The sequence below is a fragment of the Saccharibacillus endophyticus genome, from assembly GCF_013185185.1.
Classification (GTDB): domain Bacteria; phylum Bacillota; class Bacilli; order Paenibacillales; family Paenibacillaceae; genus Saccharibacillus; species Saccharibacillus endophyticus.
Map to the genome: position 1 here is coordinate 465097 of NZ_JAAZWE010000005.1, position 16744 is coordinate 481840.

The following is a 16744-nucleotide window of genomic DNA, read 5'->3' on the forward strand; positions in this document are numbered from 1 at the left end:
TTACCTGTATAGGCGTAGTGTGGTTGAGGGATCGGGGAGGGGTTAGGATGGGGGTAGTCGCGGGGTCGAAAGATTGTCCGCAGAGACGAGAGGTGAACGGATATGGTTGGGAAAAGAAAGTTGGGATCGCAAGGGCTTGAAGTATCGGGGATTGGACTAGGGACGATGATGATGCCGGATACGGAAGATTCGGCAGAGACGATTCGCGGAGCGTTGGATTTGGGGGTGACGATGTTCGACACGGCGGATTTGTACGGGGATTTTGTATCGGGGCAGTTCGGGGGAAATGAGAAGACGGTCGGCCGGGCGCTGCGCGGGCGGCGGGATGAAGCGATCGTGGCGACGAAGTTCGGAGTGACGCATGGGCAGGGACCTAAGGGTGATCCGGCTTATATCAAGAAATCGGTCGATGCGAGCTTGTACAGTCTGGGGCTGGATTACATCGATCTGTATTACCAGCATCGTCCTGATCCGAACACGCCGATCGAGGAGACGGTCGGCACGCTTGCGGATCTGGTTCAGCAGGGCAAGATTCGGTATATCGGATTGTCGGAAGCCCCGGCTGATCTGATTCGGCGCGCGCATGCGGTGCATCCTTTGTCTGCGGTTCAAACGGAATACTCGCTGTGGAGCCGCGAAGTCGAAGACGACGTGCTGCCCGCGTTAAAAGAACTCGGGATCGGGTTGGTTCCGTACAGTCCGCTCGGACGAGGGTTTTTGACGGGGCAGATCAAGACGTTCGACGATTTGCCCGCGGACGACTACCGTCGGTATTACGAGCGTTTCCAAGGCGATAATTTTGCGAAAAACGTGGCGGTCGTAGCTCTGATCGAGCAGTTGGCGGCCGAAAAAGAAGTGACGCCCGCGCAGCTCGGTTTGGCGTGGTTATTGGCACAAGGCGAGCAAATCGTACCGATTCCGGGGACGAAAAGATTGGAACGCGTGCGCGAGAACCTTGGCGCGTTGAAGATCGAGCTGAGCGCGGATGATCTGGCGGAGATCGAACGCATTTCGCCGAAAGGCGTAGCGGCAGGCGGAAGATTCGGTGCTTTTTGAAAATGTGGAATGGGAAATAAGGAAAAGGCTGTCCCAAGAAGCCGCAATCGCGACTTTGGGCAGCCTTTTTTTACAATCATTGCGTACGGCGGCGCTTCATCGAAACCCGTTCAACCTTCGTATGCCCGCTCCAATTCGGCAATATCGATCTTGTGCATCTGAAGCAGAGCTTTCATCACTCGTCCGGCACGGTCGGGATCGCCGCCGGCCAACAGTTCATTCAGCTTGGTCGGCACGATCTGCCAAGAGACGCCGAATCGATCCTTCAGCCAGCCGCATTGCTGCGCTTTCTCGTCTCCGCCTTCGGACAGCCCGTTCCAGAAATGATCGACTTCGGCCTGATCTTCGCAATGCACGACGAACGAGATCGCTTCGGTAAACTTGAATTCGGGACCGCCGTTAAGCGCGATAAAGTACTGGCCGTCCAGCTCGAATTCGACGGTCATCGCCTTGCCTTCGGACGTCGGATCATAGCTTTCTTTACCGTAACGGGTCACGCGGTTGATGCGGGAATCCTGAAATAACGACGTATAAAGCTTGGCTGCTTCCTCTGCCTGAAAATCGAACCACAGATTGGGCGTGATCTTACGGATTTTGCCGGACATGCAAACGCCTCCCTTATTGTCTGTTCCTTGCGATTCCAGCCTAACAGCGTCGGAGCGGACGTGGGTTCGGGGGATCAACGGGTGATTTTCACGTTACTCAGCACGGCTTTTCCCGCCGAATCCGTACCCGGATTGCTGAGCGCCAGGCCGATATAGGCTTGAGCGGTCATCGCGATCCGTATCGTCCCCACCCGCTCCCAGCGCTTGCCGTCCGCGGAAACAGAACCGACGAACGTATTTCCCTGACGGCTCAGCTTCAACCAACCCGGAACGGACGCTTCGGCGGTGCGATCAACCGTATCCCCGGCCGTTTGCTCCCGATACTGGAACGATGCTCCGTTATCCGGGGTCAGCACCATATCGACATGCTTGGCGTCCGCAGCCAACGATTCCCGGATCGAGAGACCGACCTTCGCCCAGTCATCCAAGCGGCTGAGCGATTTGATCTGAACGGTCATCTCCGCGTCGCCTTTCAGCGGTTGGTAGATGAAGTTCAATTGATCCGATTCTCCCCAGACATCCGAAGAACTGCCGCTGAGCGTAAATTGCTTTTTGGACGCGCTGTAGCTGACTTTTCCCGGCATCGAACCGATATTTCTGGCGCTCCAGCCTTCCGGCAGTTTCGCGGCATAGTCTTTTTCGCCCGCAGACGGCCAGCCGGTGCGTTCGTCGATCGCCGCCAGCTCGTCCTCCGTCCAAGCGCCGTAGGCGAAGAACGACAAGCGGTTTACGTTAGGGTAATTCTGCCGGATGCCTCCGTAGATTTCCTGATAGTCTTCATCCGTCCAATCCTGATCCAGCGTCGGAACGATCTGCGCGGACGTTCCGGCAAGACGGTCGCGAGTGTCTTTTAAAATGCCGGATTCGCTGCCGTACACCCACTCGCTATTAAAGCCCCAATCGTCGAAGTAGGCCATCGGCGCGATGAAGTCGACATATTGTTTGAACTTGGCGACATTTTGCCCGACTTCGGTAAACTCCGGCGGAAGCACGTACACGCCAAGCTGCACATCCGGATTCGTGGAACGGGAAATATCCTGACGCACGTCGCCCACGTATTTTCCGATGCGGTCCGTTCGCCATTCATTCCACTGCCTGCGCTGCGGAGAGTCTTTGTCGAAGTCGATCGCAAGCGGCGAATAGCCGAACTTGGCTTGATACTGGGCAATCGTATAATCGCTCACGTCCATGTTGTAATCGTCGAAACGTATCCAATCCAGCGTCACCCCGTCCACCGAATAGTTTTCGACCACTTCGCGGATAATGGATCGTTCGTACTGCTGCACCTGCGGATGAAGCGGATTGACGAAATACTCGCTGCCGTTCGATCCGGTAAAAGGCGTCCGTTTCCCGTCCGCCAGCGACTGCATCTGCCAATCTTCGTTCTTCAAAAAAGCCTCCTGATCGTGGAACTGCGGAATCCAGGCGTGTACTTTGATCCCGGCCGCGTGAGCCTGGGTCACGACCTCCCGCAGCGCGTCGAAGTCCTCGTAGCCTTCGGCGATCGGGGCAATGTCGCTCCGGTAAAAGACTTGGCCCGAAGGCACTTCGTCGTCTTCGTCCTGCTTCACGTTCATGCTGATCACGTCGACGCCGTAGCGCTCCGCCTGCTCGACGAAGGCTTCGACGTCTTCTTTGTCCGTAAATTGATTGACCGTCCGGACGATAACCTCCGTTTCGAACGGCGGGTAATCGCCCGATTCGGCCCAAGTCGACGCGGAAGTTCCGACCGACGAGCCCAGCAACAAGAGAGTGGACACTGCCGCAATCTTCCTTTTCCAAAACCTTGTCATCTTAACGCCTCCAACCCTTCGAATGGTGAAACTTCCGTTTGGATCATCCCTCGCGGTAGATCCGGATTTCGACGCCTGATTCAGCCGGGAAGCCTTCCCCGATCAGCGCGCTGTCGTTCAAGAAAGCAAGCGCGCGGCTGTTGGTGAGAATTCGCGGCGACGTACGAAACAACACGTCCGTCAGCGCGGGATCGATTTCTCCGTTGTTCTCGATATACAGTTCGCATTCCTGCCCGGCGCGATCCGTCCCTCGCAGCATATAACGGGCGGATAGGCTGTGTCGACCGCCGCGTTCGATAATCTGCGTATCCACGCCGCCGTCCAGCACTTCGCCTGCGAAATACGTTCCCGTCGCATGTCCGGTAAAAGGGATCATAACGACGGAATCGCCGTGTTCGTTGTTCAGATGCAGCGCTTTTGCCGTGACGACATGAATTCGGATGATTTCTTCCCGCTCTCTATTCATCATCGGTCAATCGACCTCATGTTGAAAAGGCGCCTGAGTGAACGGACGATTGAGATGCGCCGATAAAAACTTGGCCGTGATGTCCAGCACCTGCGGATTCCACACGCCCGTTCCGTGATCCGCGCCCGCTACTTTGTAAAACAGAACGTTTTGCCCATAGGACTTAAGCGCTTTATACATCTCGATGCTCTGGTTCACGTGCACGATGCTGTCGCTGTCGCCGTGAATAATCAGGAACGGCGGAAGCTCGCGGCTCAGATCCTGGTGGATCGGACTCGCGTTTTTGGCTGCTTCTTCGTTTTCCGAGACCCGGCCGCCGATCAACAATCCTTCCGGCGAATCCGCGGCATCATGATCGAGAATATCATTGTAGCGTCCTAAAGTGAGCAGATCGGATACGCCGTAATAATCGACTACCGCCAGCACTTCGTCCGACTGCCCGCCGTACAAGCCGTTGTTATATTCGCCGATCGTCAGTCCCGTCATCAGGGACAAATGCCCGCCGGACGAATCGCCCCAGACGCCGGCGCGTCGCGGATCGACCCCGTATTCGTCCGCATGCTGTCGCATGAACCGGAGCGCGCTTTTCACGTCTTCGAGCGCAGCCGGAAAACGCGCGATGTCCGTGTCCCGAATCTGAACGCTGGCGATCACGTAACCTTTGGCCGCAATCCGCGACAGATTCGGAATCCCGGCGTAAACGTCCTGAGGACGCCAAGCCGATCCTTGAATAAAGACGATCAGCGGAAAGGCATGCCCTTCCCGGTGCGGCGTGATGATCTGAAGTTTTCTGTCGATCCCGTCATGCGTCGCATAAACGACATCCGGACGATACGTGCAGGAATAGTAGGTTCCGGCTTCGGCAAAATCCCCGTATACGACCTGCGTTCCTTCGGGCATTTCGTTGGCTGCCCGGCGCGCTGCTTGTTGATCCAGTTGATCCAATAGAAGACTCCCCTTCCGTGTAAACGCTTAACTTCATTTTACCGTTTCCGCTGCATAAGCTCCACGATTTCCCGACCCTCAATACAAAAATCGCCACAAATAAAACGTCGCGTACGACTCCCACAGCGTCCATCCGGCGGAAAGCTCCAGAATCCGCTCCTTGCTAGGCTTCGCGTCCAGTCCCAGCACATGCCGGATCGAATGATGAAGCCCCACGTCGTCGATCGGAAAAGCATCCGGCATCCGCAGGCAGCGCATCAGCACGTAATGAGCGGTCCAAGGCCCGATGCCGCGAATTTGCACCAGCCTTTTCTCCGCCTGCTTCACGTCGCGAGTCTGCAACAGCTGCTCCTTCGTCAACTCCCCGCTCGCGATCAACCGTGCCGTATCGACCAGATACTCGCACTTTTTGACGGTAGTCATGCCCGCAGCGGACAAATCCTCCGGCGTCAAAACGGCGATATCTTCAGCGGTCGGAAACAACCAATACCGCTCTCCCCCGCGCTCGATAAAGCGGCCGAACTTTTCGACGAACCTTCTTTTTAACGTATAAGCAAACCCCAAATTAATCTGCTGCCCCAAAATCCCCCAACAAACCGCTTCATACAGATCGGGAATACCCATGTTGCGCAGCCCGTAAAAAGAAACCACAGCCTCTTTAAGCAATGGATCTCCAGCCGCCATCTCGTAAAAAGGCTTAAGATCCGTACCCAAATCGAACCAATCATGCACATATCGAGCAACGCCTTCGCGAAGTGTCGGACTATCGACCGGAGGCTCCTCTATAAAGCGAATACGCAAATAATGCTCGCCTTCGGCAGCAATCTCCACAACCGTATCTTCCTCCCCGACAGCAATCGCTTTATAAATCCGCCCTTCCCGCAGCGTATACAGCGATTCGTTGGTTGCCGTCGACAGATGATTATAATTTTCTTCAAAACTGAATTCGGTCGGAACGCGAAGCCGAAGATCGGAGCCGTCGTTTTCGTAAGAAAAAGAAAGGTTTGAATTTGAGCCTGATTGAGAAAGATGCGAAGATTCAAAAGGTTCGTTAGTATTCTTCATAGAATGCGACAGCCTCCTTTTCATAAAGATAAACAGATTCGAAATCTTTAAGCGCCAATAAACCCTACCGTAGCTGGAAGCGAGAAGACGGAGAGAGAAATTCAGTGCAGGAGCTGAAACTTTTCGAAGAAAAGTCGCTTCGGAAGCCTATGCTATAGATCGCCTTTGAAATCGGGAAAATTCCACTAAAATTTCAATCACTTTTCCCGATTTCAACACGCGACCGAAACGAATTTCTCTCGCAGTCTTCTCGCTTCCCGCTCCCGCCCATACAAACTTTCCCATGTTTTTCTTTTTACAGAAAAAGCGTATACTGTTCAAGACTCAAATAAGGATAAAACGATATTCTTCCTTTTGTTGATATAACATGATATATTGAATGTAATACGACTAGAAAAGGTTTTCTGGAGGAGGTATTTGCATTGAAGAATGATTCGGCCTCCAAGCCGATGTACGAGCAAATATTCGAAGCTTTGCGGGAACGCATACGCCTGCAGCAATACAAGATCGGAGATCGGGTCCCTTCCGAAAAAGAGCTGTGCGACGAGTTCGGCGTCAGCCGGATCACGACGAAAAAAGCGCTGGAAATGTTGGTTGCCCAACAGCTCGTCGTCCGTCAGCCGGGTCGGGGTTCTTTCGTAGCCGATCCGGCGCTGTTTGCCGACCACACTCTTGCGCAGGAATCGGCAGAAGCGGCGCTCTCAGGCATTTCGGATCAAAAGTTAGATCGTCCTTCCGCGACGAACCGCAAGCGCATGATCGGACTGGTCATTACCCATTTCAGCGACATGTACGGCACGGAGCTGGTGTACGGGATGGAAGAAGCTTCGCGCGAGCACGACGGTTTCCTTGTGCTGCGGCGTTCGTTCGGCGTGCCCGAGCAGGAGCAGCGCAATATCGTGGAGCTGCTGGAATTGGGCGTGGACGGCCTGATCATTTTCCCGGCGCAGGGCGAATACTTCAGCGAAGAGATTCTGAAGCTGGTGATCGGCAAGTTCCCGTTCGTAATGATCGACCGCTTCCTGAAAGGCATTCCCGCCTCGTCCGTCAGCACCGACAACGCCGGCGCGGCAAAGGCCGGAACGCGCCATCTGTTCGAGTTGGGACACCGGAATATCGCGTTTTTGACCCAACCTCCGATCAACACGACGGCTATCGAAGAACGGATCAAAGGCATCGTCGAAGCGCATACCGAGCAGGGCGTGCTGGTGAATCGGGAGCTGTGGGTCGAATCGCTGGTATCCACCCTGCCGAACTCGTTCGATCCGCAGGATCAAGTGACGGACGTGGATACGCTCGTGCGCCATCTGGAAGCGCATCCGGAGATCACCGCGCTGTTCGCCGCCGAATACCCGATTGCCCTGCTCGCGGAACAGGCGGCAGCCAAGCTGGGACGGCGCATCCCCGAAGACCTGTCGCTGATCTGCTTCGACAGCCCGGAGAATCCGGACCATATCCGCGTTACCCATCTGAGACAGAATCAATTCGAGATGGGCAAAAAGGCTTTTGAAATGGTCATCGAACTGATGAAAAGCACGGAGCATGCCGTTCAGCGCATCGAGCTTCCGGCCGAGCTCGTTCGGGGAACGACGGTCGTCGAGGCCAAAACACCGTCAGGTAGCCAGTAAAACAAAGCCGTTCACAAAGCGCTATCCATCGAGCAGCCATCCAAAAGAGATCCGGGATTCCGGGTCTCTTTTTTGTTGGATATGGATGCGAATCTCATCAAAAAATAAGGCTGGCTTCATCCATAATGATATATCATTAGTTCTTTTCAAAAGAAAATATCGACCTTTAAGCAAATAAATATATTGACATGACAATACAATCGAATTAGGATAATGAAAGCGATTAACTTTACGATAACTTTTACGAGGAGGCTGAAACGTGACGGTTCCCAACCATTCCACGGTCCCGAAATCTTTGCAAACCATGATCGAGCGCATCCGGCAAAACCTGCCCGATCAGCCCAAATTGGTCAGCATGTTCGAAAATTGTTTTACCAATACGCTGCTTACCACTATTCAGCAAAAAGACGACGGCACGACCTTCGTCATTACCGGCGACATTCCCGCCATGTGGCTGCGCGATTCCGCGGCTCAGGTCAGACCGTATCTGATTCTCGCCCGGGAAGACGAGCAGATCGCTTCCATGATCGAAGGTCTGGTCAAGCGGCAGATTCAGTATATCCGCCTTGATCCTTATGCAAACGCTTTTAACGAACAGCAAAGCGGCAACGGCCATCAAGACGACCTGACGGAGATGAACGACTGGATCTGGGAACGCAAATACGAGATCGACTCGCTCGCGTATCCGATCCAACTGAGCTATCTGCTTTGGAAAAACAGCGGACGCACGTCGCAGTTCGACGAATCGTACCGCGAAGCGGCCCGGACCATCCTGAAGCTGTGGCGCACCGAGCAGCATCACGAGACCCAATCGCCGTATACGTTCCAGCGCTTGAATGCTCCGCTGACCGACACGCTGGTTCGCGAAGGCAAGGGCAGCGAGACCGCCTACACGGGCATGACCTGGTCGGGCTTCCGTCCGAGCGACGATTGCTGCGAATACGGCTATCTGGTTCCGTCCAACATGTTCGCGATCGTGGCGCTTCGTTATCTGATCGAGATCGCCGAGACGGTGTACGAAGATGAGGAGCTGGCGGCTCAAGCACGCCAATTGGCTGAAGAGATTCAACAAGGCATCGACAAGCACGCGATCGTCGAGCATCCGGAATTCGGACGCATCTACGCGTACGAGACGGACGGCTTCGGCAATCACAACCTGATGGACGACGCCAACGTGCCGAGCCTGCTGGCGTTGCCTTATCTGGGCTATGTCGACGAGAACGACGAAGTCTACCTGAACACGCGCCGCTTCATCCTCAGCTCGTCCAACCCTTATTTCTATGAAGGAACGGCCGCTTCGGGCATCGGAAGCCCGCATACGCCGGAAGGCTACATCTGGCATATCGCATTGTCGATGCAGGGACTGACTTCGCAGGAGCGGGAAGAAAAGCTGCGCCTGCTGGAGTTGATCCGCGATACGGATGCCGATACGGGACTGACGCACGAAGGCTTTTCCGCCAATGATCCGCATCAGTACACGCGCCCCTGGTTTTCCTGGTCCAATATGCTGTTCAGCGAACTTCTGATGGACTACTGCGGGTTACGCATCCATAAATAAGCAAACCAAACTGAAGAAACACGAACGGACCCACGGCGAACGAGCCCGGCAAGATGCGGGATCTGCGCCGGGCGGACGCACCACCCAATAATCCGGGATCATCGATCCCGACAGAGGAGAATCCCTATGAGAAAGACGATCCCTTTCAAAGCCATGCTCACCGCAACCGTCGCTTCCGCCCTGCTTCTGACCACCGCTTGCGGCGGCGGGTCCGGCAGCAGCGCGGCGGACGGCAAAACCGAAGTCACCGTATCGTTCCGCTCTTCCGGTTCGGAAGACACGCTGACGAAGTTTTTCGAATCCGGCCTGGTGGCGACGTTCGAAGAACAGAATCCGGACATCAAGATCAACATCGCGCCGGTCCTGGCCAGCGAAGGCGATTATACGTCCAAAATGGTCCTGCAAACGAAATCGCCGGATACCGCTCCCGACCTGATCGCCGAAGACACGTCGATCATCAAATCCGACGCGGCGGCCGGTTATCTGGAACCGCTCGATACCCAAGTGGCCGGATGGTCCGATTGGAACGAGCATATTATCGAGAACCTGAAAGCCGGCGTAACCGGAGAAGACGGCAAAGTGTACGGCGTTCCGGCCACGTCCGACACGCGCGGCATTTGGTATAACAAAGACCTGTTCGCGCAGGCCGGCCTTCCGGTTCCGTTCGAACCGAAAAGCTGGGCGGACGTGCTCGAAGCCGCCCGCACGATCAAGCAGCAGCTGCCCGACGTGACTCCGCTCAACCTGATCGTCGGCAAATCGAACGGCGAAGGCGTGACCATGCAGACGCTGGAAATGCTGCTGTACGGCACGGAAGATACGCTGTACAACGACGACAGCAAAAAGTGGGATCTGGACAGCCAAGGCATGCTCGACTCGTTCAACTTCATCAATCAAGTGTTCAACGTCGACAAAGTCGGTCCGTCGATGCAGGTCGCGCTTAACGGCCAAGCGGGCAGCATCGCGTTCCAGCAGCTGCTTCCGCAGGACAAGCTGGCGATGGCGGTAGACGGAAGCTGGGCAGGTTCGACCTGGGCGGCCAACGGCGCGGCTCCGATCGAGAACGTCGAAGAGAAAATGGGCTTCGCCCCGTTCCCGACGCAAAACGGCCAAGAACCGGGTTCGACCACCATGTCCGGCGGTTGGGCTTGGTCGATTCCGGCCCAAGCGCAGGAAAAAGAAGCGGCGTGGAAGTTCATGGAGTTCCTGATGAACAAAGAAAACGCGACCGGACGCGTCGTGGCGGAAGGCAGTCTCAGCCCGCGCAACGACTCGGTGGACGTGGAAGGCTACACGGACCGTCCGTTTACCGAAGAAGCGCAGGAACTGCTGAACGTCGCGCATTTCCGTCCGGCCAACGATCAATACGCAACCGTGTCGGCACAGCTGCAAAGCATCGTCGAAAGCATCGCGTCCGGCAACCTGTCGCCGGAAGACGCCGCGAAGCAATTGAAAGAAAACGTAGCCCGCTCGCTCGGTGCGGACAGCATCGAATAATTTCGGCTCCGACCGAACCAAGCATCAACCGATTGCCATCTACGGGGCGGAGGAGCGTCTGCTCTTCCGCCCCTTCCGCGAATGGAGTGTGAACAATGACCCGAAAAATGCCCGGAGCGTTTCTGTTTTTGATGCCCTCCGTTTTGCTTCTGCTGATCTTTTTCATCGTGCCGATCTTCCTGACGATCGGACTGGCTTTTACCAATATGGCTTTGACCGGCGCCGCGGCGAAAAGCCTCGAGTTCGTCGGCTTCCAAAACTTCGTGAACATGTTCCAGGACCCGGATTTCCGGATCAGCGTCTGGCGCACATTGATCTTCCTGATCTTCTCCGCCGTCATCGGGCAGGTTCTGCTGGGCTTCATCCTGGCGCTGCTGATGAAGGAAAAAAACGTTACGTTCCGCCGGATCATCGGCATTATCGTCATTGCGGGTTGGGTCACGCCCGAGATCGTCGTCGCGTTCTGCATGGTCGCGTTCTTCAGCGACAACGGTTCGCTCAATCAGATTCTGGGCTGGTTCGGCGTCAGTCCGATCTCCTGGCTCTTCTCGTTCCCGATGGTCAGCGTCATTATCGCCAACATCTGGCACGGCACCGCCTTTTCCATGATGGTCTACCAATCGGCGCTCGACGATATTCCGAAAGAAGTCGAAGAAGCGGCAATCATCGACAGCGCGACCGGCTTCCAAATCATTCGCCACATCACCATTCCGATGGTGAAAGGCTCGATCGTCACGAATATGATGCTGGTCACGCTGCAAACGCTCGGCGTGTTCACGCTTGTTTATACGATGACCGGAGGCGGCCCGGGCACATCCACCCAAACGCTGCCGATCTTCATGTACAATCAGGCTTTCGTCAATTATCAGTTCGGTTACGGAACGGCGATCTCGCTGGTTCTGCTGCTGATCGGCATTATTGCCAGCCTGTTCTACATGCGTTCGATGAAGGTCAAGGTCTAACATGAAGGAGGTGCACCCGTAATGGTCAAACATAGACTTCAGCGCAATATCCAATACGGCATTCTGGTCGTGCTCGGCCTGTGCTTCCTGCTGCCGCTGCTCTGGATCATTCTTGCTTCGTTCGATCCCAACGCCCAGCAGGGCATCAAAGCTCCCGATACCTGGACGCTGCAAAATTTCAAAGACGTGCTGACCGATTCCAGCAATCTGCGCTCGTTCGGCGTCGGCCTCGTACTGTCCGGCGGTCAAGCGCTGCTGGTCGTCATCGTCTCGGTGCTGGCGGCGTATCCGCTGTCCCGTTACGAAATGCGTTTCAAAAAAAGTTTCCTGCTCTCGATCCTGTTCATGACGGCACTGCCGATCACGGCAGTCATGGTTCCGGTTTTCCAAATGTTCCTGTACCTGAATTTGCAAAACTCGATCTTCGCCACGATGCTGTTCCTGACTTCGTCTTCGCTGCCGTACGGCATCTGGATGATGAAAAACTTCATGGACTCCGTGCCGATCGATCTGGAAGAAGCGGCCTGGATGGACGGGGCTTCGGTCTGGACCGGACTGCGCAAAGTGGTCGCTCCGCTAATGCTGCCCGGCATCTCGACGATCGCGATCTTTACTTTTTCCGGAAGTTGGGGCAACTTCTTCGTTCCGTATATCCTGCTCCAAACGCCGGACAAGCTTCCCGCGTCGGTTACGATCTATCAATTTTTCGGCAGTCACGGTATGGTGGAGTATGGAAGGCTCGCCGCGTTCTCGCTGTTGTATACCATGCCGTCGGTCGTTCTCTACATTTTCTCCCAGCGCTATATGTCCAAAGGCTTCAGCATGGGCGGAGCGACGAAAGGTTAGTTTATAGGAGGTTTTCATATGTCGGAAAAGAAAACGGTTCACCTGATCTCCCACACCCACTGGGATCGGGAATGGTATATGCCTTACGAACATCATCACGTGCTGCTCGTCGAGCTGATGGACAAGCTGCTCGATACGCTGGATCAAGACCCGGAGTACCGATATTTCCATCTGGACGGACAAACGATCATCCGCGAAGACTATCTCCAGGTGCGCCCGGATCAACAGGAACGGCTCGACCGCTATATCCGCGAAGGCCGTATCCAATTCGGTCCGTGGTACATTCTGCAAGACGAGTTCCTGACCAGCGGCGAAGCGAATCTGCGCAATCTGCTGATCGGCCATCAGGATGCCAAGCCGTTCGGCGTGCTGTCGAAAACCGGTTATTTCCCCGATTCGTTCGGCAATATGGGCCAGGCTCCGCAGATTTTGCGGCAGGCGGACATCGGCAATGCCGTATTCGGACGCGGCGTGAAACCGACGGGCTTCAATAATGCCGTGGTGGACGCGGACAGCTACGAATCCCCGTATTCCGAAATGATCTGGCGCTCGCCGGACGGTTCGGAAGTGCTCGGCATCCTGTTCGCGAACTGGTACTGCAACGGCATGGAAGTGCCTGCCGACGCGGAAAAAGCGAAAGCCTACTGGGACAAAAATTTGGCGGAAGCCGAAAAGTTCGCGTCCACGCCGCATCTGCTGTTCATGAACGGCTGCGACCACCAACCGATCCAGACGGATCTGCCGGAAGCGATTCGCGTCTCGTCGGAGCTGTACCCGGATATCGAGTTCGTTCATTCGAACTTCGACGATTACATCGAAGCCGTTGCCAAAGAAGTGCCGGACGACCTCGCCGTGATCGAAGGCGAGCTGCGCAGCCAACATACGGACGGTTGGGGAACGCTGGTCAATACCGCTTCCGCGCGCGTGTATCTGAAGCAGCTCAACCAACAAGGCCAGACGCTGCTGGAAAAAGTGACCGAGCCGCTCGCAACAATGGCGCATCTGGCCGGAGTGAAAGCTTACCCGCACCATCTGCTGACCTATGCCTGGAAAACGCTGATGCAGAACCATCCGCACGACAGCATCTGCGGATGCAGCGTGGACGAGGTGCATCGCGAGATGCTGACCCGTTTCGCGAAAAGCAGCCATGTGGCCGAGAAACTCGCCGAGCAAAGCGCGCAGGCGATCGCGGCCGCGATCGACGCGGAAACGCTGAAGAAATGGGGCGAAGGCGCAGTGCCGTTCGTCGCGTTCAATACCGCAGGCTGGACGCGCAGCGGCGTGTTGGAGACGGAACTGCTAGTGGGACAAAAGTATTTCCCGGAAGGTCTGAATCCTCAGACGTTGGCGCAAGAACTGGAAGCCGCTCCGCTGCCGACTTTTGTCGTGCAGGACGAAGAAGGCCGCGTATACGAAGCGGAGATTCGGGATCTCGGCGCGCACTTCGGCTACGACCTGCCGAAAGACCGTTTCCGCCAGCCGTATATGGCGCGCAAAGTGAAAGTCACGTTCCAAGCCGCGGATGTGCCTTCGCTGGGCTATCGGACGTATGCGCTGGTTCCGACGGGAGCGGACAGAGCGGCAGATCAAGGTAAGCAAGCCGATACAGCAAGCGCCGACACGGTAAGCGTCAACGGCACGACGCTGGAGAACGGCAAGCTGAAGGTTACGGTAGCGCCAAACGGATCGCTGACCGTCGAACACAAGCAACACGGTGCTCGTTACAGCGGGCTGAACGTGTATGAAAACACGGGCGATATCGGCAACGAGTACGTCTACCGTCAACCGGAAGGCGAGCAGACGTTAACGACTGAGCATCTGCAAGCCGAAGTACGCATTGTCGAACAGACGCCTTTCCGTGCTGTATTGGAAAGCGTGGTACGTTGGGAGATTCCGGCCGGCGCGGACGAGACGTTCATCCACGAGAAACAGCAAATGGTTCCGTTCACGGAACGCACCGCACAGCGCAGCGAGCAAACCGTGCCGCTGGTAATTACGACTCTTTATACACTGGAAGCCGGAAGCGAACTGGTGAAGGTACGTACTTCGTTCAACAACCAAGCGAAAGACCATCGCCTGCGGGCCTTGTTCCCGACCGGCTTGAACGCGGATCATCACTATGCGGATTCGATCTTCGAGTCGGCGAAGCGCGCGAATGTGCCTGCGAAAGAATGGATCAATCCGAGCAACGCGCAGCATCAGCAGGCATTCGTGCATGTGACCGACGGCGAGCACGGTCTGTTGATCGCCAATAAAGGACTGAACGAGTATGAAGTGCTGCGGGACGGGCAGAATACCATCGCGGTTACGCTGCTCCGCGCTTCGTCGGAACTTGGCGACTGGGGCGTGTTCGAGACGCCGGAAGCACAGTGCCTCGGCGAGCAAGCGGTCGAGTACGCGATCCGTCCGTTCGCTGGCGATGCCGCGAAGTCGGGCGCGATTGCCGATGCGTACAGCTATCCGATCCCGTGGACGGTCGTTCAAGCCGGATCGCTTGCGGACGCTTCGGAACGTGCTGCGGAAAAGCCCGCCGGAGGCGTTAAGCTCTCGGCGGTCACATCGGCAGGCGCAGCGGACGGACTGCCGCTGTCCTCGCAGGTCGTAAGCTGGAACGAGCAGGATACGACATTGGCTTTCTCGACGTTGAAACTGTCGGCGGACACGGAAGACGTGATCGTGCGCTGGTACAACCTCGGAGGCGAAGAAGCGTCGCTTCAAGTCAAAGCCGGGTTCGATGTCGAATCTGCTTACGAGAGCGATGTACTGGAGCGCCGCCGCGAGTTACTGAGTGAACGACATGACGCGGTTAGCGGCTATAAGATCGTGACGCGGGCTTATGTGACGCGATAAGCGTAAGGACTATTCAAGCGGTTCTGATTAAAAAGACTCCCGAGCCATGTATGGCCGGGAGTCTTTGCTTTTTTCGTGTTCTGTCGTAATGTCAGTTCGAACCGCCGTTGTTCATAAAATTCTGCTTTTCCAAATAATTCAGGATCGTCTGCGAATACTCGAGATGCGATTCCTTCGTATACTTGGCGATCGTGTAGACTTGAGCCAGGTTTTTGAGGCCCAGTTCTTCGGTCATCGCTTTGAGCTTCGGCACGTCCATGTAACGCTGCCAACCTTTTTCGTTGCGGTCTTTGTAAATGTCCTCGATCTGCTCGTCCGTGTAATCCTGATACTGCTCGTAATGGACGAGTCCGTGCTGCGGCAGGCGGTCGCGCAGCGCGGGAGCTTCGGCGGGATAGCCCAGCGAGTAGCCGACGACGGGCACCACGCCCGGCGGAAGGTTCAGCAGCTCGCCGATCTGGTCGCAGTTCGCCAGCGTCGAGCCCATGTAGCAGATACCCAAACCTTCGTTTTCCGCTGCCAATGCGCAGTTTTGCGAAGCCAGCGTCGCGTCGATCGTGCCGATCATGAAGCTCATGTAGTTATCGAAATGCACGGGCGCGTCGTTCAGCTCCAGCCATTTGCGCATGCGGTTGAAATCTGCGCAGAACGTCAGCAGAACCGGCGCATCCAGCACCATCGACTGGTCCATATGCGGCGTGTAGAGCTTTTTACGCAGCTCTTTGTCCCGCGTGACCACGATCGAATAAGACTGCATGTTGCCGCTGGACGAGGCGCGAATCCCCGCTTCCAGTACCCGGCCTAGGACCTCTTGGCTGACTTCGCGATCTTCGTATTGACGAATGGATCGGTGTCCGTGAATCACGTCGTTGAATTCCATAATACGGTCCCCTTCCGGCGAATGATGCTTGGTTTTCTTTTTATGATAAACCAGTTTACCGACTTGGGATAGAGCCTAAAACGTTTTCCGCCATTACCTTGCCAACGCTATTAGATAGATTCATGATGCTGAGCCAATTGAATTTCGAATCCGTCCGGGTCTAACACGTAAAAAAAGCTTAAACGGGGGTTCGGCGCAATCGGTCCGCGCGCGATCGGAATGCCCTTATGTCGAAGTTCTTCCATGGCGTCTTCCAACGAATCGACCTCGAAACCGACCGACACTCCGTTTTCCGGCTGCACGGTCTGTTCGCTGCCTTGAATCAGTTCGATCTTGGGTTGGCTTTCGCTGCCGAGCATGGCGATCTGCTTGCCCCGGCTTTCGAAGCGGCGCTGGATCGGCAGGCCGAGGATATCCTGGTAAAAAGAGATCGACGTTTCGAGATCGCGGACGCGTAGGGTGATCCAGTTGAGGCTCGGGTTCATGGTCTTCACTCCTATAATGGGATAGATGCAGTCTGCTTATTGTACCATCCGTGACGCGATAACGGCGCCCCGGACAGACGACTTGCCTGTATGCAAAAAAGCGATGCT

The 16744-nt window shown here is 55.7% G+C and carries 14 protein-coding genes; 7 read left to right on the forward strand and 7 right to left on the reverse strand.

The window, feature by feature from the left end; genetic code table 11:
* Nucleotides 1–102: 102 nt before the first annotated feature.
* The gene (locus HRQ63_RS19385) at nt 103–1056 is read left to right on the forward strand and encodes an aldo/keto reductase (RefSeq protein ID WP_172246815.1); all 954 of its coding nucleotides are present in this window, start codon (nt 103–105) and stop codon (nt 1054–1056) included.
* Nucleotides 1057–1166: 110 nt separating this feature from the next.
* On the opposite strand, the gene HRQ63_RS19390 is transcribed toward HRQ63_RS19385, so the two are convergent.
* The 5 genes from HRQ63_RS19390 to HRQ63_RS19410 form a co-directional block, all read right to left on the reverse strand.
* Nucleotides 1167–1661, reverse strand: a complete 495-nt coding sequence (locus HRQ63_RS19390) for a VOC family protein (protein WP_172246816.1) — start codon at nt 1659–1661, stop codon at nt 1167–1169.
* A 74-nt stretch (nt 1662–1735) separates the two neighbouring features.
* The gene (locus HRQ63_RS19395; RefSeq protein WP_172246817.1) at nt 1736–3421 is read right to left on the reverse strand and encodes a family 10 glycosylhydrolase; all 1686 of its coding nucleotides are present in this window, start codon (nt 3419–3421) and stop codon (nt 1736–1738) included.
* 76 nt (nt 3422–3497) lie between these two features.
* Nucleotides 3498–3923 (reverse strand): DUF3237 family protein, encoded by a 426-nt coding sequence (locus HRQ63_RS19400; RefSeq protein ID WP_229714299.1) that lies wholly within the window; start codon nt 3921–3923, stop codon nt 3498–3500.
* Between the two features lie 3 nt (nt 3924–3926).
* Nucleotides 3927–4865 (reverse strand): alpha/beta hydrolase, encoded by a 939-nt coding sequence (locus tag HRQ63_RS19405; RefSeq protein ID WP_229714298.1) that lies wholly within the window; start codon nt 4863–4865, stop codon nt 3927–3929.
* 78 nt (nt 4866–4943) lie between these two features.
* The gene (locus HRQ63_RS19410; RefSeq protein ID WP_172246818.1) at nt 4944–5930 is read right to left on the reverse strand and encodes a DNA-3-methyladenine glycosylase family protein; all 987 of its coding nucleotides are present in this window, start codon (nt 5928–5930) and stop codon (nt 4944–4946) included.
* Nucleotides 5931–6352: 422 nt separating this feature from the next.
* On the opposite strand from HRQ63_RS19410, the gene HRQ63_RS19415 reads away from it, so the two are divergent.
* The 6 genes from HRQ63_RS19415 to HRQ63_RS19440 all read left to right on the forward strand — a co-directional run bounded on the left by HRQ63_RS19415 (nt 6353) and on the right by HRQ63_RS19440 (nt 15271).
* Nucleotides 6353–7558, forward strand: a complete 1206-nt coding sequence (locus HRQ63_RS19415) for a GntR family transcriptional regulator (RefSeq protein WP_229714297.1) — start codon at nt 6353–6355, stop codon at nt 7556–7558.
* A gap of 304 nt (nt 7559–7862) precedes the next feature.
* Nucleotides 7863–9116, forward strand: a complete 1254-nt coding sequence (locus tag HRQ63_RS19420; protein WP_172246928.1) for a glycoside hydrolase family 125 protein — start codon at nt 7863–7865, stop codon at nt 9114–9116.
* A gap of 126 nt (nt 9117–9242) precedes the next feature.
* Nucleotides 9243–10613: an extracellular solute-binding protein gene (locus HRQ63_RS19425; protein WP_172246819.1), complete on the forward strand. Its 1371-nt coding sequence runs from the start codon at nt 9243–9245 to the stop codon at nt 10611–10613.
* Between the two features lie 95 nt (nt 10614–10708).
* Nucleotides 10709–11575, forward strand: coding sequence for a carbohydrate ABC transporter permease (locus HRQ63_RS19430; protein ID WP_172246820.1), 867 nt, complete (start codon nt 10709–10711; stop codon nt 11573–11575).
* A 21-nt stretch (nt 11576–11596) separates the two neighbouring features.
* On the forward strand, nt 11597–12421 hold the full coding sequence (locus tag HRQ63_RS19435; protein ID WP_037286235.1) for a carbohydrate ABC transporter permease: 825 nt from the start codon (nt 11597–11599) through the stop codon (nt 12419–12421).
* A gap of 18 nt (nt 12422–12439) precedes the next feature.
* Entirely contained in the window at nt 12440–15271 is a 2832-nt protein-coding gene (locus HRQ63_RS19440; RefSeq protein WP_172246821.1) for an alpha-mannosidase, read from the forward strand.
* Nucleotides 15272–15362: 91 nt separating this feature from the next.
* Here the strand turns inward: HRQ63_RS19440 and HRQ63_RS19445 are convergent, their stop codons facing one another.
* Both HRQ63_RS19445 and HRQ63_RS19450 read right to left on the reverse strand, forming a co-directional pair.
* Complete coding sequence (locus tag HRQ63_RS19445) at nt 15363–16151, reverse strand: nitroreductase family protein (RefSeq protein ID WP_172246822.1); 789 nt, start codon at nt 16149–16151, stop codon at nt 15363–15365.
* A gap of 110 nt (nt 16152–16261) precedes the next feature.
* Nucleotides 16262–16636 (reverse strand): VOC family protein, encoded by a 375-nt coding sequence (locus HRQ63_RS19450; RefSeq protein ID WP_172246823.1) that lies wholly within the window; start codon nt 16634–16636, stop codon nt 16262–16264.
* Between the last annotated feature and the right edge of the window lie 108 nt (nt 16637–16744).

Excerpts from the sequence above, each read along its gene's own strand:
- HRQ63_RS19440 (WP_172246821.1), top strand. The coding sequence starts at position 12,440 with ATGTCGGAAAAGAAAACGGTTCACCTGATCTCCCACACCCACTGGGAT.
- HRQ63_RS19385 (WP_172246815.1), top strand. The coding sequence starts at position 103 with ATGGTTGGGAAAAGAAAGTTGGGATCGCAAGGGCTTGAAGTATCGGGG.
- HRQ63_RS19420 (WP_172246928.1), top strand. The coding sequence starts at position 7,863 with ATGATCGAGCGCATCCGGCAAAACCTGCCCGATCAGCCCAAATTGGTC.
- HRQ63_RS19390 (WP_172246816.1), bottom strand. The coding sequence starts at position 1,661 with ATGTCCGGCAAAATCCGTAAGATCACGCCCAATCTGTGGTTCGATTTT.
- HRQ63_RS19450 (WP_172246823.1), bottom strand. The coding sequence starts at position 16,636 with ATGAACCCGAGCCTCAACTGGATCACCCTACGCGTCCGCGATCTCGAA.
- HRQ63_RS19430 (WP_172246820.1), top strand. The coding sequence starts at position 10,709 with ATGACCCGAAAAATGCCCGGAGCGTTTCTGTTTTTGATGCCCTCCGTT.
- HRQ63_RS19445 (WP_172246822.1), bottom strand. The coding sequence starts at position 16,151 with ATGGAATTCAACGACGTGATTCACGGACACCGATCCATTCGTCAATAC.
- HRQ63_RS19410 (WP_172246818.1), bottom strand. The coding sequence starts at position 5,930 with ATGAAGAATACTAACGAACCTTTTGAATCTTCGCATCTTTCTCAATCA.
- HRQ63_RS19400 (WP_229714299.1), bottom strand. The coding sequence starts at position 3,923 with ATGATGAATAGAGAGCGGGAAGAAATCATCCGAATTCATGTCGTCACG.
- HRQ63_RS19425 (WP_172246819.1), top strand. The coding sequence starts at position 9,243 with ATGAGAAAGACGATCCCTTTCAAAGCCATGCTCACCGCAACCGTCGCT.
- HRQ63_RS19435 (WP_037286235.1), top strand. The coding sequence starts at position 11,597 with ATGGTCAAACATAGACTTCAGCGCAATATCCAATACGGCATTCTGGTC.